This is a genomic window from Pedobacter aquatilis (assembly GCF_032678405.1).
In the GTDB taxonomy this organism is placed as follows: domain Bacteria; phylum Bacteroidota; class Bacteroidia; order Sphingobacteriales; family Sphingobacteriaceae; genus Pedobacter; species Pedobacter aquatilis_A.
Genome location: NZ_JAVTSJ010000005.1, coordinates 401,772 through 415,524 on the forward strand (window position 1 = coordinate 401,772; position 13,753 = coordinate 415,524).

Here is a 13,753-nt window from a genome sequence, read left to right on the forward strand (position 1 = left end):
TAAAACAAGAACCTAATTTAGCCAGTACTAACTTATATAATACTTAATGAGCGATTTTAATGATTTTAATAATGCGCAGGTAGCAAAATTGCCTAAGCATTTGAAGCAGTTTATTGTTGCCCAGCATTACGAAAAGTACACTCCAGTAGACCAGGCAGTATGGCGGTACGTGATGCGCCAGAATTATAGCTACCTTAAAAATGTTGCCTATTATCCTTACATAAAAGGCTTGCAAAGGGCGGGACTTAGTATCGAACACATCCCCGATTTGCAAACCATGAATGATAATTTAGGGAAAATCGGCTGGGGTGCAGTTACTGTTGATGGATTTATTCCACCTGCGGCATTTATGGAATACCAGGCTTACCGGGTATTGGTTATTGCTGCTGATATCCGCCAGATTAACCATATCGAATATACGCCGGCACCAGATATTATACATGAAAGTGCAGGCCATGCTCCCATCATTGCCGATACGGATTATAATAATTACCTGAGTTATTTTGGGTCGATTGGTGCAAAGGCCATGTTCTCGGCTAAAGATTTTGAGCTTTACGAGGCCATACGAAAATTATCTATCTTAAAAGAGGCTGTTGATACCGATGAGCACGAAATAGCAAAAGCAGAAAAAGCCCTGAGCTTCATTAGCGAAAACATGGGAGAACCATCGGAAATGGCACTATTGGGCCGTTTACACTGGTGGACGGTTGAGTATGGCCTTATCGGCACTCTGGAAAATCCAAAAATTTATGGTGCGGGTTTACTTTCTTCAATTGGTGAAAGCGCTTCCTGTATGCAAAAAGATGTAGAAAAACTTTGGTATAATATTGCCACAATAAACTACCAGTACGACATTACAAAAACACAACCGCAGCTTTTTGTTACCGAAACATTCCAGAATTTGATTGATGTACTGGAACAGTTCGCGGATACAATGGCTTTTAGAAAAGGCGGAATGGAAAGTTTAATGAAAGCCATTGCCTGTAAAAATGTGGCAACCGCGGTATATAGTTCAGGCTTACAGGTTAGTGGTATTTTTACCGACATAGGCATTAGTGCAAACGATGAGCCAACATTTATTAAAACAACGGGAGCTTCTGCCCTGGCATTTAATGGCAAACAGCTACCCAACCACGGAAAAGATTACCATGCTGAAGGTTTTTCATCGCCCGTTGGCCGATTGAAGGGAGCCGCCAAACCTTTAGAAGATTATACTTCTTCGGAATTTAGAGCACTTGATATTTTTCCTGGTACAAGAGTAACCTTAAACTTTGAAAGCGGAATTAAGGTTGAAGGAAGGATAAAAAATATTACATCAGAAAACAATAAAACCATATTAATTGCCTTTACTGATTGTACCGTTACGGAAAACAATGGAAATATCCTATTCAGGCCCGAATGGGGTACGTACGACATGGCCGTAGGTGAAAAAATTATCTCAGTTTTTAATGGCGCAGCAGATAAAGATGCTTTTGAGGAAATTACCCTAATCAGCACTGCTAAAACACATAAAATTAATTACGATGATAAAACTTTGCAATTGCATGTATACTACGATCAGGTACGAAAAATAAGAGAAAGTGGTGAAGGTTTAGCAAAACTGCAGCCCATTTTTGATGAATTAAAAACCAAACACCGGACTGACTGGCTTTGCGCTATGGAGATTTTAGAATTGGTATATCATAAAAAAGCCTACCATCACTTAGAGAAAGAAATAACTGTATATCTTGAAATTAAAGCAGGAAGAGAACCTGAACATAAGAAATTAATAAGTGATGGCTTGCATGTAATTAAAAACCCGGTTAGCCAGTTAATTGAGGAATAGTTAAGTTTGCAAAAATAAGATAGCATGAACATTATAATTACCGGCGCAAGTAGCGGCATAGGATTTGAAACCGCATTAGAATTTAGTTTACAAAAGGAAAATAAAATTGTAGCCATTGCCCGCTCTGCCGATAAACTCAGAAAGCTTTTAGAAATTGCAAAAGGTATTAATCCTGATTGTACACTTTTACCAGTAGAATTTGATATTGTTAATGACGATTATGCTGCGCTCATCCTCTTTTTAAAAGAACGGCTTGGCAGCATTGATATTTTAATTAACAATGCCGGGGCATTAGTAAATAAACCTTTTGCTGAAACTACAGAAGAAGATTTAGGAGAAATGCTTCAAAGCAATGTTATTGCTCACTTCAGGATGATACAAAATACCTTGCCCTTGATGCAGCATGGCAGCCACATTGTAAATATTGGCAGTATGGGTGGTTTTCAGGGAAGTGTTAAATTCCCCGGACTTTCTGCCTATTCAGCAAGTAAAGCGGCCTTACACACTTTAACCGAATGCCTGGCATTTGAACTGGCCGAAACAGGAATAAAAATTAACTGCCTTGCTTTAGGTTCGGCGCAAACGGAAATGCTGGAAGCTGCGTTTCCGGGTTATCAAAGTCCGGTTATGGCATTTGAAATGGGTAAGTACGTTGCTGATTTTGCTAAAACAGCTCACAAATTTTTTAATGGAAAAATACTGCCTGTCGCCGTCACAACTCCTTAAAAAAGAACAATTTGTGAATAAAAATATTTTCTACTCTTGATTATTTTTCCTTATTTAGTAGAGGCTCCCGTATTTTCATAGCGAAAAACTAAATCTAAATATATGGAAACAAACAACAACTTTGCTACAACCGATAATGGCAAAACTGCCGGTATCCTCAGTTATTTTACAATCGTTGGCTGGTTAATTGCCTATTTTGCGATGCATAAGGATAACAAAACCGAGTTAGGAAGTTATCAATTAAGACAAACACTATTATTCGCAATCGCCTCGACTGTACTTTGGTGGGCTTTAAGCTTTTTACTTGGCATTATAGTGCTGTCAACAGGAATTGGCGCATTGGTTTACATTGTTTACCTGGTACAGATTGCGCTTTTTATTATCTGGTTGATAGGCTTAATTGGTGCAATTAATGGCGAAAAAAAACCAATGCCTATTATAGGCGAAAAGGCACAGACTATGTTTCCTGGTATATAAAAACATAAAAAAATTAAGCCTCTGGTAAACCAGGGGCTTTTTAATTGAAGCTCATTTTCAACACTTTAAACTGGTTTAATAAATTTTTATATCTTTGCAGCCAACATATGAAGAAAATATTAATCCCGATTTTGTTTTTCATTTTGTCTGCAAACGCAGTTAAAGCCCAAACAACCTTACCTGTACAATACCAGGAATTGGTGAAAAAGCTTTCTGAAAACCTCAAAAATAAATCCGAACAAACGCCTAAAGAAACGAATCAGACAAGCTCAACAAGTTTAATTGATTTTGCAAAAAGTATGCTGGGTATTCCCTACCGTTATGCAACAAGCAACCCTAAAATTGGTTTCGATTGCTCTGGTTTTGTAAGTTATGTTTTCAGTAATTTTGGCTTCAAAGTTCCGCGTTCTTCAAGAGAATTTAGTGCTACCGGAAAAGAAACCAGCATTGAAAACGCTAAAGTGGGTGATGTTTTAATCTTTACGGGAAGTAATTCCAGAATCAGGAGAATTGGGCACGTAGGCATTGTGTATTCAATAGATGAATCCGGAATAAAATTTATTCACGCTTCATCCGGGAAAGCCCGTGGCGTTACCATTACCGAGTTTAACGGCCATTACAAAAGCCGTTTCATGAAAATAATAAGTATTTTATAACTTTACTTTTTATACTTCCACATCCTCGTTTTACCCTCAGCAATCCATTCTACAGCAGTTTCCAGTCGCTTTAAGCGAGTTGCTTCTGTTTTGGCTTCGATTAACCACTGCACATATTCTTTTTTATTCGAATTACTAAAGTTTTGAAAAACAGCCAGTGCTGCCGGATCTTCCTGTAAAGCATCAATAAAATATTCTGGCACTATAAGTTCCTTTGGGGCAACTTTAGGTTTTGGAGGGAGGTTTATTCCATCTTCATTTAATTTTATAGCCTGTTGAATGTATGCAATTAATACATCGTCGTCAGGTAAATCGCTAAAAGATTTGATTTGCCCTAGCCATCCCATGGCCTCTGAACGGTCTTTAAATATCTTATAGTCATCATTCATTAAGGATGCTTTCCAGAAGCCAAAAGCACAGTGATTTTTAAAGGCAGCCATATGGCAAACTGTTCCCTTAAAATCAAAAAAAGGCATACTCCATTTTATTTTTTCTTCAATCCTTGCATCGGCACGATGAACAAGTTTTCTCAAATGTTCTAAAATGGGAATTGCAAATTCAGCCGAGTTTGCAATGTACTGGTCAACTCCTACAATTGTATGCATAATGGATTTTTGGTTTACTAAAATTAAAGTAAAACAATCTTTAAAGCAAGCGATACATTTCCCTGCCTTAAAAAACTTTGTGCCAGTTCATGGAGCTCACGTTCTCTGTTGGTACTATCGCCTATGGTGGCATCTAAAACTTCTTTAACCTCAGGCAACTGGATAATTAAATCAATTTCTTCTTCTGTTGGCAAGGTTTCAACATTTCCAAGCATCCCGAGATCGTTTCCTGTTAATACTTTTGATAACCTTACTGATTTAGGCAAACTATCGACACCAAGCCCCAGTGTAGCCAATGGTTTAGCAACTTTAAACAGGTTTTCGCTTGTCACCCTGCAATACCAATCGCCACCTAAGCGGGCCACCAAATCTATTTTTTGCTGGTCGATTTTCCCCTTTTCATCCAGTATAGCTTCATTAATATGGATTCGTTTTATTTCTGCCAAAACCAGATTACCAGCGCCATGATTATCGCCCAGTGCAATTACATCGTTTATAACACATTCAAACTGAACGGGTGCTTCTGCTACACGCGGAGGACGAACAATGTCTGACTCCAACATCGTAAAACCTGCCTTTTCAAACTCATTAATCCCCTTTCCATACTCTGTACTAGCCAGACTCATCTGTTGTACCATATTGTAATCAACAATATTGATCACACACTCTTTAACCTGCATTACGTTTTCCAAAGTGTGTTTCGTTGTGTTATCGCGTACTCGCCTTGCTGGTGAAAAAATACAGATTGGTGGTTTTGTACTGAACATATTAAAAAAGCTGAAAGGGCTTAAATTAATATTTCCTTCCCCATCAATTGTTGAAGCAAAGCAAATTGGCCGTGGCGCTATTGCATATTGCAGGTAATCCTGCAACTGAACGGCCGATAAATCTTCTGTATTAAGAGATAACAATTTAAAAGAGTTTGTCGTTAAAAGTTAATCGTCAATTTTTCTGTCTTTAATTGTCGTCACACTGAATTTATGTCAGGGTCTTAGTGCAAGAGAGATGCTGAAATAAATTCAGCATGACGACAGCCCAAAACTATTTTTTCAAGGCCAATATCGAAAAGTCGGTTTCTACTTTAGTAATTGTATTGGTTAAGGCTCCCAAACCTGTAATTTCCATTTCAACAACATCGCCAGGTTGTAGCCATTGGGTTTTATAATCTGGATTGCTTAGCAAACCTGTTCCGTTTAACTCCAGGAAGCATCCTGTTCCAACAGTTCCGGAACCAATAACATCACCAGGCAAAACATCAACACCATAAGCGCAGCGCTCAATAATTTCGGCAAATGTCCAGTCCATATCCGCAGCATTTCCATTTGAAACCTCAGTTCCGTTAACTCTGCAAGTCATTTTTAAATTATAGGCATTACCGGTATGCCCTTCTTTCGGTGCAACCTTATATTGTTCCAGTTCATCAGGTGTTACCAACCAGGGACCAATAACGGTAGAAAAGTCTTTTCCTTTTGCCGGGCCCAGGTTTAACAACATTTCTTCCATCTGTAACGTCCTGGCACTCATATCGTTCATAATCATATAACCAGCAATGTATTCATCCGCTTCTGCAGCTTTAATATTTCTACCTTTCTTACCGATTACAATCGCCAGTTCCAGCTCAAAATCCAGTTTTTCAAAATGATCAGGCATACATTCTATTTCACCCGTACCCTGAATGGCGTTATGATTCGTAAAGTAAAAAATAGGGTATTCATCAAACTGAGGTATCATATCTACTTTACGGTTTCTACGGGCCGCTGCTACGTGTTGCCTAAAAGCATAACCGTCCCTGCAACTTGTAGGGTGAGGAACAGGAGCCAGAAGCTCATAAAATATTTCTTCTTTGGCTTGAATTGTATTACTCTTTATTTCCGAATCTACCTTTTTTGCCCTTTCCATCAGTACTTCGCCACCTTCCAGAAACTCTTTCATATTATCAGGAATCAGCTTGTCGCAACTATTAAGATTATAAATATGTCCGTTATTGAAAATGCCAAGATGCTCTTGGTCTTCGGTTTTGTAGGATACAAATTTCATATACGATTTGGTTAAAATACGAGGTAAAGCTAATGATTAGCGTTATAATTAAAACTACAAATTAATTTTTATTGGAGCTTCATAATTTTGTGTTCAAAATAAAATCTGTATTTTAGCTCCATCAAAACCATGATTTTAAAAGCATTACATATCAATCTTGTAAACGATGCCATTGCTGCACGTCGTTACAAAATGCTATCTAAATTAATCATGGCTCAATATTCTCTGTAATATCCACTTCTTTTCTATTTAATTGAAACGCATCTCCGTTTTAATTGTTTATTTCTTAAAGATTTTTTTCTAACCAAAACATAAATCAATATGCCTGTTTATCATAAATTGGGGCAAATTCCTGCAAAGCGACATACGGTTTTCCGTAAACCTGATGGTAATTTATACGCTGAAGAATTGGTATCGACAGAAGGCTTTTCGAGCCTTTATTCGCTGGTTTACCATTGTCACCCGCCAACCATTGTAAAACATTTAGGTGAGCCCTATAGTGTTGAGCCAAAAATTGCACGCGAAAAGCACCTTAAACACACCAGCTTAATTGGTTTTAAAATTAAGCCTGAAGACGATTTTTTAAAGAGCCGCAAACCGGTTCTGGTTAACAACGATTTGCATATCGTTCTCGCTGCGCCACGAAAATCGATGACAGACTACTTTTATAAGAACAGTCAGGCTGATGAAATGATTTTTATACATGAAGGATCGGGAAAGCTTAAAACCGGATTTGGTGAAATTAAATTTGCTTATGGCGATTACCTGATTATTCCACGAGGAACCATTTACCAGATGGAATTCGATAATGAAGAAAACAGGTTGTTCATTGTTGAAAGCTTTAGTCCGTTAAGGCCGCCAAAGCGTTACCTGAATCAGTATGGTCAGTTAATGGAACATTCGCCCTATTGTGAACGGGATTTGCGATTACCCGAAAACCTGCAAACCCATGATGAATATGGGGATTTCAAGGTACTCATCAAAAAGCAAGGTTTAATTTATCCCTACACTTATGGCACCCAACCTTTCGATTATATTGGCTGGGATGGTTACCATTACCCTTATGCATTTTCTATTCACGATTTCGAACCGATAACGGGCCGTTTACACCAGCCGCCTCCGGTGCATCAAACTTTTGAAGGACATAACTTTGTGGTGTGCTCCTTTGTTCCACGCAAATACGATTACCATCCTGATTCAATTCCAGCGCCTTATAACCATAGCAATGTAGATAGCGATGAAGTGCTTTATTACGTTGATGGTGATTTTATGAGCCGGAAAAGTGTGGTTAAAGGACAGATTACCCTACACCCGGGAGGGATCCCTCACGGACCGCATCCCGGAACAGTGGAAAAATCAATAGGTAAAGAAAAAACCGATGAACTCGCTGTAATGATTGACCCATTTAAACCTTTAATGCTAACGCAGGATGCTTTGGATATTGAAGATGAAAATTATTTCAAAAGCTGGAAAGAACAAGATTAGCCTGGTTAAAGAACTTCAGTTTAGGCTGCCCTTTATTCCTTTTATAAACGTATAACAACACAAACAAAAAATGGAAACACTAACATTTGCGGAAAAGATTTCTAAAGCACAAGATTTTCTGCCAATTAACGGAACTGATTATATCGAATTTTATGTGGGCAATGCCAAACAGGCTGCTCATTATTATAAAACAGCCTTTGGCTTTCAAAGCCTCGCTTATGCAGGCCCTGAAACCGGGGTTCGCGACAGGGCATCTTATGTATTACAGCAAGGTAAAATCAGGTTAATTTTAACTACCGCTTTAAAATCCGATCATCCTGTTTCAGAGCATGTAAAAAAACATGGCGATGGTGTAAAAGTTTTAGCGCTTTGGGTTGATGATGCTTACAGTGCCTACGAAGAAACAACTAAACGTGGCGCTAAATCTTATATGGAGCCAAAAACATTGAGTGATGAGTTTGGAGAAGTTAAGATGAGTGGTATTTACACTTATGGCGAAACGGTTCATATGTTCATTGAACGTAAAAACTATAATGGTACTTTTTTACCTGGTTATCGCGTATGGGAAAGTGATTATCAGCCAACCGAAACCGGATTGCTATATATTGACCATTGTGTGGGTAATGTAGGCTGGAACCGCATGAATGAGGCTGTGAAATGGTATGAGGATGTTATGGGCTTTGTAAACATTTTATCTTTTGATGATAAACAAATAAATACTGAATACTCAGCTTTGATGAGTAAAGTGATGAGTAACGGTAATGGTTATTCTAAATTCCCGATCAACGAACCTGCAGAGGGAAAAAAGAAATCGCAGATTGAAGAATATTTAGAATATTATGAAGGTGAAGGTGTGCAGCATATTGCCGTAGCCACAAAGGATATTGTTAAAACAGTAACAGAACTAAAATCGCGTGGCGTTGAATTTTTGAGTGCACCGCCAGAGGCTTACTACGATATGATGCCTAACAGGGTTGGTAAAATAGATGAAGAAATTGCGATACTTGAACGTTTGGGTATACTGGTTGATTGTGATGAGGAAGGTTATTTATTACAAATCTTTACAAAACCAATTGAAGACAGGCCAACCTTATTTTTCGAAATCATTCAAAGAAAAGGTGCTCAAAGCTTTGGGGCCGGTAATTTTAAGGCATTGTTCGAATCATTGGAACGTGAACAGGAACTACGTGGAAACTTATAATTAATTAGTTAAGAAGTGAAAATGAATTTTCTTCACTAAAACTTCATAATTGAAATGCACCTTTGAATTAACGAAACACCAGAAGCGATTTCCGTTTTGTTAAATTCTAAAAACTCATAATTAGTTTTTTAGTTTTCCGGTTACCCTTATCTGATACCTCATGTATTGCAAAATACATGAGGTTTTTTATTATTCAGCGCTTTCCTTCAGCATTTGAAATAAATCCATCACACCACCATCGAACTTCGTTCCATTGATATAGAATGATGGAGTTCCGTTTACACCACTTCTTATACCACTTTCAAAGTCTGATTCAACCTTTTGCTGTGTTTCATCAGCCTCAACATCCGCTTTGAATTTTTCTAAATCCAATCCGATGGTTTTCGCCAATTCGTCGAAAAGCTCATTTCCAATACGGCTTTGATTTTCATATATCGCATCGTGCATTTCCCAGAATTTACCTTGCAGTGCAGCTGCCTCCGCCGCTAATGCGGCAGAAAACGCAAATTGATGTGCTTCCTGTAAAGGAAAATTACGAAAAACAAATTTTATCTGGTTACCAAAAACCTGCTGTATTTCTTTAATAACAGGATAAGCATTTCCACAGTGTGGACATTCATAATCGCCATATTCAACAATTTCTATAGGGGCCGATGCATTACCTTCAAAGTGGTCTGTGGCCGAAACTTCGGGTTTTAATGTGCTCATATATTATTTTTTGGTTAAAGTTTCCAATGCATCTAAAATTCCATCGGCACCCGGATTAACTGCTGTTGGCGATAAATAACTCCAGGCTATCTTTCCTTCAGCATCAATTACGAATAAGGCTCTTTTACTTTCGCCTGTTTCTTCATCATAAACCCCGTAAGCTTTAGAAATTTTACCTTTAGGTTCAAAATCAGCCAATAAAGGAAAGTGAAGTTTACGGTCGCCTGAAAATGCTAAATGGCACCATACACTATCAACTGAAATTCCGAAAATCTGTGCGTCGTACTTGTTAAAATACTTAAGCATTTCATTATACAGTGCCATCTGGTCGCTGCAAACCGGGCTCCAATCGGCGGGATAGAAAGCGAGAATTACATTTTTTCCTTTAAAATCTTTGAGTTTTATTTTTTGGTCGGGAGTAGCATTCAATTCAAAATCTGGTGCTGTAGCGCCTTTTTCTAACATATTTTAGCTTTTAAAATTACATCATTAGTAACAGCTTAATGCCCCAGTTGTTTGTCATCGGTTTAAAAGACTTAACCTAACTTTTGTCTTTTAATTAAATACGACTGGAGTATTGGGTAAAAACCTTCATTTATGTCTGCATCGATGAGGTCGATTTTATATTGAGCACATTTTAAAGCAACCTGCCGGCGATAATCTGAAACTGCTGCAGTATAGTTTTCCTTAACCTGATTGGTGTGTACCTTAATGGTATCGCCGGTCTCCATGTCGATAAACTGATATGGGCGATTCTCAAACTCGAAGTCTACTTCCCTGGCTTTATCAATTACATTAAAAACAACAATTTCGTGTTTGTTAAACTTAAGGTGTTGTAAAGCGTCAAAAAATTCATCGGTTTTCTCGGCACTGGTATAGGTATTAAATAAATCGCTGAAAATAATTACCAGAGAGCGTTTATGAATTAATTCTGCAACCTGATGTAATGCTTCGCTTAAATTGGTTTGGGCATTTATTTTAGGCTTTTGCAGCAAATCTTCAAGCCTCGAAAACAGATACTTCTGATGTACCGTTGTAGATTTTGCTGGTGAATTAAGTAAAATTTCATCGGTAAAGAGGCTCAATCCGAAAGCATCACGTTGTTTCTTCAAGAGATACATTAATGAAGCTGTAGCCTCAATCGAAAAACTGAGCTTATTGTTTTTAGGTGCAGGAAAATACATCGATGAAGAAACATCAATTACAAACTGGCAACGCAGATTTGTTTCTTCCTCAAACCGCTTACTGTAAAGCTTATCGGTTTTGGCATATAATTTCCAATCGATGTTTTTAACGTTATCGCCATTATTATACTGGCGGTGCTCTGCAAACTCTACCGAAAAACCATGAAAAGGACTTTTATGCAAACCTGTTATGAAACCTTCTACAACCTGCTTTGCCAGCAGTTCAAGATTACCATAACCCGATTCGTTTTCATAATTAAGTTCCTGCATATCGTAAAGCTAAAAATTATCCTGTCAATCTTCATGCATAAAATGCTTTTTATATCTTAGTTACAAAAATTAGCACTCATGAATAAAAAAGCACATTTTTTTATTGACGATATAAAATCATATAAATGGAAGAAATTAATTGTCAAATATTTTTTTGTTATCCTACTGACGTTTCCCTTTATAACATTTGCGCAAAAGTCGTCAAAAAACAAATTTTCTCAGAAAGCTATTGAACTACAGAAAAAAGCTGTGATGTATCAATTTAGCACAGAAGAGAATCAGGATAAAAAATTTAAAAATATGTTAAAATTCCTTGATAGTGCCACTACAATAGAACCTACATATGCTTTGGCTTACCGAACGAAAGTTTTCCCATTAGTACGACTCAAAAGATACAAAGAGGCATTACTTGTCCTGTCTAAAGTTAGAATTATTGAACCTTTAAATTTTAAAAACATTATTAAGCAAGGTGTTATTTATGAATTTTATCTCAAGGAACCTAAAAATGCTAAACTCTATTATAAAGAAGCTTATGATAGTGTGATAAAAAACAAGGATATAAAGAAGGCTAAAAATCCAAATTATGATGAATCAGTGACCTTCTGTTTATTGTTTCACAAGGGCAAAGAGCAAGCATTACTATATTTATCAGAATGCATTAAAAATTACACTGATCATAAATCAATAATTGAATTGAAAAAATTTGATAACCTAGTACGGTCTACATCTGATGCGGATAAGATAGGCATGCTTGACGGAAATAATTAAAAAATCCCGAAATCACTTTGTGAAATCGGGATTAATATATCCATTATAGCTTTTACTTCTTTGCTATCTTGTATAACTTTCCGTTATCGGTTACACTGTATATTGCGCCACCTTTTTCTACCATATCACGGAAACGTTCGCCCATTCCTTCCAGTAATCTTTCTTCACCAACAATTTTATTGTCTTTAATAACCAAGCGGATAATATGCGAACCGCCTAAGCCGCCAACAAAAAGATTACCTTTCCATTCAGGAATTGTAGAAGCATTGTAAAAAGCAATACAGCCTGGAGAAATACTTGGATTCCAGAAATAAACCGGTTGCTCCATACCTTCTTTTTGCTGAATACCATCACCAACTTTTTGTCCACTGTATTCCGTACCATAGGTAATTATTGGCCAACCATAGTTCTTACCAGGTTTAATAATATTCACCTCATCGCCACCTTTTGGACCAAATTCGGCTTCCCATAAATCGCCTGTTTGTGGGTTTATGGCCAAACCATCGGGATTACGTAATCCGAGTGCATAAATTTCCGGCCTTGCATCTGCCTTACCAGCAAATGGTCCGTTAGGCACGGCTTTTCCATCTTTGGTAAGGTGTAAAATTTTCCCTAAAGAAGAATTCAGGTATTGTGCCTGGATTCTGATATCATTTCCGGAACGTTCGCCTGTACTTACAAATAAATTTCCATCTTTATCGAATACGATACGTGAACCATACTGTAGTTTACCTGTATAAGCAGGTGTTGCACGATAAATTACGGTTTGATTTTCCAAAGCTGTTTCACTAGCCGATAATTTACCTTTTGCAATGGCCAGTAAAACACCTTTATCCTGAGGTTCTGAGTAAGCATAATAAACCATTCTGTTTTTAGCAAAATCAGGGTCTAAAGTTACATCAAGCAAACCACCTTGTCCGGATGGGTCTACTTTCGGCAAACCAGTAATTGTTTTGCTTAATTTACCATCAGCACCAAGGATAACCATTGTACCTCTCTTTTGGGTAATTAAAAATCCACCATTAGGCAATACAGAAATTGCCCACGGGTTTTCGAGTTTATCATTTAATACAGAAACATCAATGGCTGTACTTGTTTTTACGCCTGCAATTCGGGTTTGTCCTTCAAAGGCAGGTTTATAATCGGCAGAAGGTTTATTCGTTTCTACAGGATTTTGAGCAAAAGCCGGGCTCGTTAAGGCCAAACCTGCTGATAATGCTGTTAAAACTACACCTAAAGTTTTGTTAGTTACTAGGTTCATAGAAATGATTGAGTTTTACGATAAAGGAACAAAATTATTCTGGCATAAAAAAACCCGAATCAAACAATTGAATCCGGGTTTTAAATATGTTACAAGCCTGATGGCTTTCATCTTTATGCTTTAAGCGTAGACTAGGCTAACTGCTTGTTTAATTTATCGGCTAAGATAGATTTTGGAACTGCACCTACTTGTTTATCAACAACCTGTCCGTCTTTGAAATACAACAAAGCAGGGATGTTACGAATACCAAATTGCATCGAAATTTGAGGGTTATTATCTACGTTAACTTTACCAACGATTGCTTTACCATCATACTCTTTTGCGATTTCTTCTACTACAGGACCTACCATGCGACAAGGGCCACACCACTCTGCCCAAAAATCTACTAATACTGGTTTATCTGATTTTAATACAAGCTCCTCGAAGTTTGCATCTGTGATTTCTAATGCCATAATTAATTTTTTTTATGTTCAAATATATGTATTCAATTGTAATGCCACTCACTCTGTAATGTCAATTTGACATTAGCTTTATAAAGTTAAAAATCATC

At 37.4% G+C, this 13,753-nt stretch carries 15 protein-coding genes; 7 read left to right on the top strand and 8 right to left on the bottom strand.

Going from position 1 to position 13,753, the window contains the following annotated elements; translation table 11 throughout:
* The first annotated feature begins 46 nt into the window (after positions 1 to 46).
* From R2R71_RS15545 to R2R71_RS15560, 4 genes are all read left to right on the top strand, one after another.
* Entirely contained in the window at positions 47 to 1,825 is a 1,779-nt protein-coding gene (locus R2R71_RS15545; RefSeq protein WP_316832201.1) for an aromatic amino acid hydroxylase, read from the top strand.
* Positions 1,826 to 1,849: 24 nt separating this feature from the next.
* A complete protein-coding gene (locus tag R2R71_RS15550; RefSeq protein WP_316832202.1) occupies positions 1,850 to 2,551 on the top strand; it encodes an SDR family oxidoreductase in 702 nt (233 codons plus the stop codon).
* 102 nt (positions 2,552 to 2,653) lie between these two features.
* A complete protein-coding gene (locus R2R71_RS15555) occupies positions 2,654 to 3,028 on the top strand; it encodes a DUF4870 domain-containing protein (protein WP_316832203.1) in 375 nt (124 codons plus the stop codon).
* Positions 3,029 to 3,135: 107 nt separating this feature from the next.
* On the top strand, positions 3,136 to 3,684 hold the full coding sequence (locus R2R71_RS15560) for a C40 family peptidase (RefSeq protein WP_316832204.1): 549 nt from the start codon (positions 3,136 to 3,138) through the stop codon (positions 3,682 to 3,684).
* A gap of 2 nt (positions 3,685 to 3,686) precedes the next feature.
* Here the strand turns inward: R2R71_RS15560 and R2R71_RS15565 are convergent, their stop codons facing one another.
* The 3 genes from R2R71_RS15565 to R2R71_RS15575 all read right to left on the bottom strand — a co-directional run bounded on the left by R2R71_RS15565 (position 3,687) and on the right by R2R71_RS15575 (position 6,326).
* Positions 3,687 to 4,289: a YdeI/OmpD-associated family protein gene (locus R2R71_RS15565; protein WP_316832205.1), complete on the bottom strand. Its 603-nt coding sequence runs from the start codon at positions 4,287 to 4,289 to the stop codon at positions 3,687 to 3,689.
* Between the two features lie 23 nt (positions 4,290 to 4,312).
* The gene (locus R2R71_RS15570; protein WP_316832206.1) at positions 4,313 to 5,200 is read right to left on the bottom strand and encodes a flavin reductase family protein; all 888 of its coding nucleotides are present in this window, start codon (positions 5,198 to 5,200) and stop codon (positions 4,313 to 4,315) included.
* Between the two features lie 130 nt (positions 5,201 to 5,330).
* A complete protein-coding gene (locus tag R2R71_RS15575) occupies positions 5,331 to 6,326 on the bottom strand; it encodes a fumarylacetoacetate hydrolase family protein (protein WP_316832207.1) in 996 nt (331 codons plus the stop codon).
* A 321-nt stretch (positions 6,327 to 6,647) separates the two neighbouring features.
* Between R2R71_RS15575 and R2R71_RS15580 the strand changes: the two genes are divergently transcribed.
* Positions 6,648 to 7,811: a homogentisate 1,2-dioxygenase gene (locus R2R71_RS15580; protein WP_316832208.1), complete on the top strand. Its 1,164-nt coding sequence runs from the start codon at positions 6,648 to 6,650 to the stop codon at positions 7,809 to 7,811.
* Between the two features lie 70 nt (positions 7,812 to 7,881).
* Complete coding sequence (gene hppD / locus R2R71_RS15585) at positions 7,882 to 9,012, top strand: 4-hydroxyphenylpyruvate dioxygenase (RefSeq protein ID WP_316832209.1); 1,131 nt, start codon at positions 7,882 to 7,884, stop codon at positions 9,010 to 9,012.
* A 189-nt stretch (positions 9,013 to 9,201) separates the two neighbouring features.
* Here the strand turns inward: hppD and R2R71_RS15590 are convergent, their stop codons facing one another.
* The 3 genes from R2R71_RS15590 to R2R71_RS15600 form a co-directional block, all read right to left on the bottom strand.
* Entirely contained in the window at positions 9,202 to 9,720 is a 519-nt protein-coding gene (locus R2R71_RS15590; RefSeq protein ID WP_316832210.1) for a DsbA family protein, read from the bottom strand.
* A gap of 3 nt (positions 9,721 to 9,723) precedes the next feature.
* Positions 9,724 to 10,185: a redoxin domain-containing protein gene (locus tag R2R71_RS15595; protein ID WP_316832211.1), complete on the bottom strand. Its 462-nt coding sequence runs from the start codon at positions 10,183 to 10,185 to the stop codon at positions 9,724 to 9,726.
* Positions 10,186 to 10,256: 71 nt separating this feature from the next.
* Entirely contained in the window at positions 10,257 to 11,174 is a 918-nt protein-coding gene (locus R2R71_RS15600; RefSeq protein ID WP_316832212.1) for a DUF58 domain-containing protein, read from the bottom strand.
* A gap of 78 nt (positions 11,175 to 11,252) precedes the next feature.
* Here R2R71_RS15600 and R2R71_RS15605 point away from each other — a divergent pair, with 78 nt between their 5' ends.
* The gene (locus tag R2R71_RS15605) at positions 11,253 to 11,942 is read left to right on the top strand and encodes a hypothetical protein (RefSeq protein WP_316832213.1); all 690 of its coding nucleotides are present in this window, start codon (positions 11,253 to 11,255) and stop codon (positions 11,940 to 11,942) included.
* A 52-nt stretch (positions 11,943 to 11,994) separates the two neighbouring features.
* On the opposite strand, the gene R2R71_RS15610 is transcribed toward R2R71_RS15605, so the two are convergent.
* Positions 11,995 to 13,203: a PQQ-dependent sugar dehydrogenase gene (locus tag R2R71_RS15610; RefSeq protein ID WP_316832214.1), complete on the bottom strand. Its 1,209-nt coding sequence runs from the start codon at positions 13,201 to 13,203 to the stop codon at positions 11,995 to 11,997.
* Positions 13,204 to 13,334: 131 nt separating this feature from the next.
* Positions 13,335 to 13,655, bottom strand: coding sequence for a thioredoxin (gene trxA / locus R2R71_RS15615; protein ID WP_316832215.1), 321 nt, complete (start codon positions 13,653 to 13,655; stop codon positions 13,335 to 13,337).
* Positions 13,656 to 13,753 lie beyond the last annotated feature (98 nt).

Excerpts from the sequence above, each read along its gene's own strand:
- R2R71_RS15595 (WP_316832211.1), bottom strand. The coding sequence starts at position 10,185 with ATGTTAGAAAAAGGCGCTACAGCACCAGATTTTGAATTGAATGCTACT.
- hppD (WP_316832209.1), top strand. The coding sequence starts at position 7,882 with ATGGAAACACTAACATTTGCGGAAAAGATTTCTAAAGCACAAGATTTT.
- R2R71_RS15560 (WP_316832204.1), top strand. The coding sequence starts at position 3,136 with ATGAAGAAAATATTAATCCCGATTTTGTTTTTCATTTTGTCTGCAAAC.
- R2R71_RS15605 (WP_316832213.1), top strand. The coding sequence starts at position 11,253 with ATGAATAAAAAAGCACATTTTTTTATTGACGATATAAAATCATATAAA.
- R2R71_RS15545 (WP_316832201.1), top strand. The coding sequence starts at position 47 with ATGAGCGATTTTAATGATTTTAATAATGCGCAGGTAGCAAAATTGCCT.
- R2R71_RS15550 (WP_316832202.1), top strand. The coding sequence starts at position 1,850 with ATGAACATTATAATTACCGGCGCAAGTAGCGGCATAGGATTTGAAACC.
- R2R71_RS15565 (WP_316832205.1), bottom strand. The coding sequence starts at position 4,289 with ATGCATACAATTGTAGGAGTTGACCAGTACATTGCAAACTCGGCTGAA.
- R2R71_RS15580 (WP_316832208.1), top strand. The coding sequence starts at position 6,648 with ATGCCTGTTTATCATAAATTGGGGCAAATTCCTGCAAAGCGACATACG.
- R2R71_RS15575 (WP_316832207.1), bottom strand. The coding sequence starts at position 6,326 with ATGAAATTTGTATCCTACAAAACCGAAGACCAAGAGCATCTTGGCATT.
- R2R71_RS15610 (WP_316832214.1), bottom strand. The coding sequence starts at position 13,203 with ATGAACCTAGTAACTAACAAAACTTTAGGTGTAGTTTTAACAGCATTA.
- R2R71_RS15590 (WP_316832210.1), bottom strand. The coding sequence starts at position 9,720 with ATGAGCACATTAAAACCCGAAGTTTCGGCCACAGACCACTTTGAAGGT.
- trxA (WP_316832215.1), bottom strand. The coding sequence starts at position 13,655 with ATGGCATTAGAAATCACAGATGCAAACTTCGAGGAGCTTGTATTAAAA.
- R2R71_RS15600 (WP_316832212.1), bottom strand. The coding sequence starts at position 11,174 with ATGCAGGAACTTAATTATGAAAACGAATCGGGTTATGGTAATCTTGAA.
- R2R71_RS15555 (WP_316832203.1), top strand. The coding sequence starts at position 2,654 with ATGGAAACAAACAACAACTTTGCTACAACCGATAATGGCAAAACTGCC.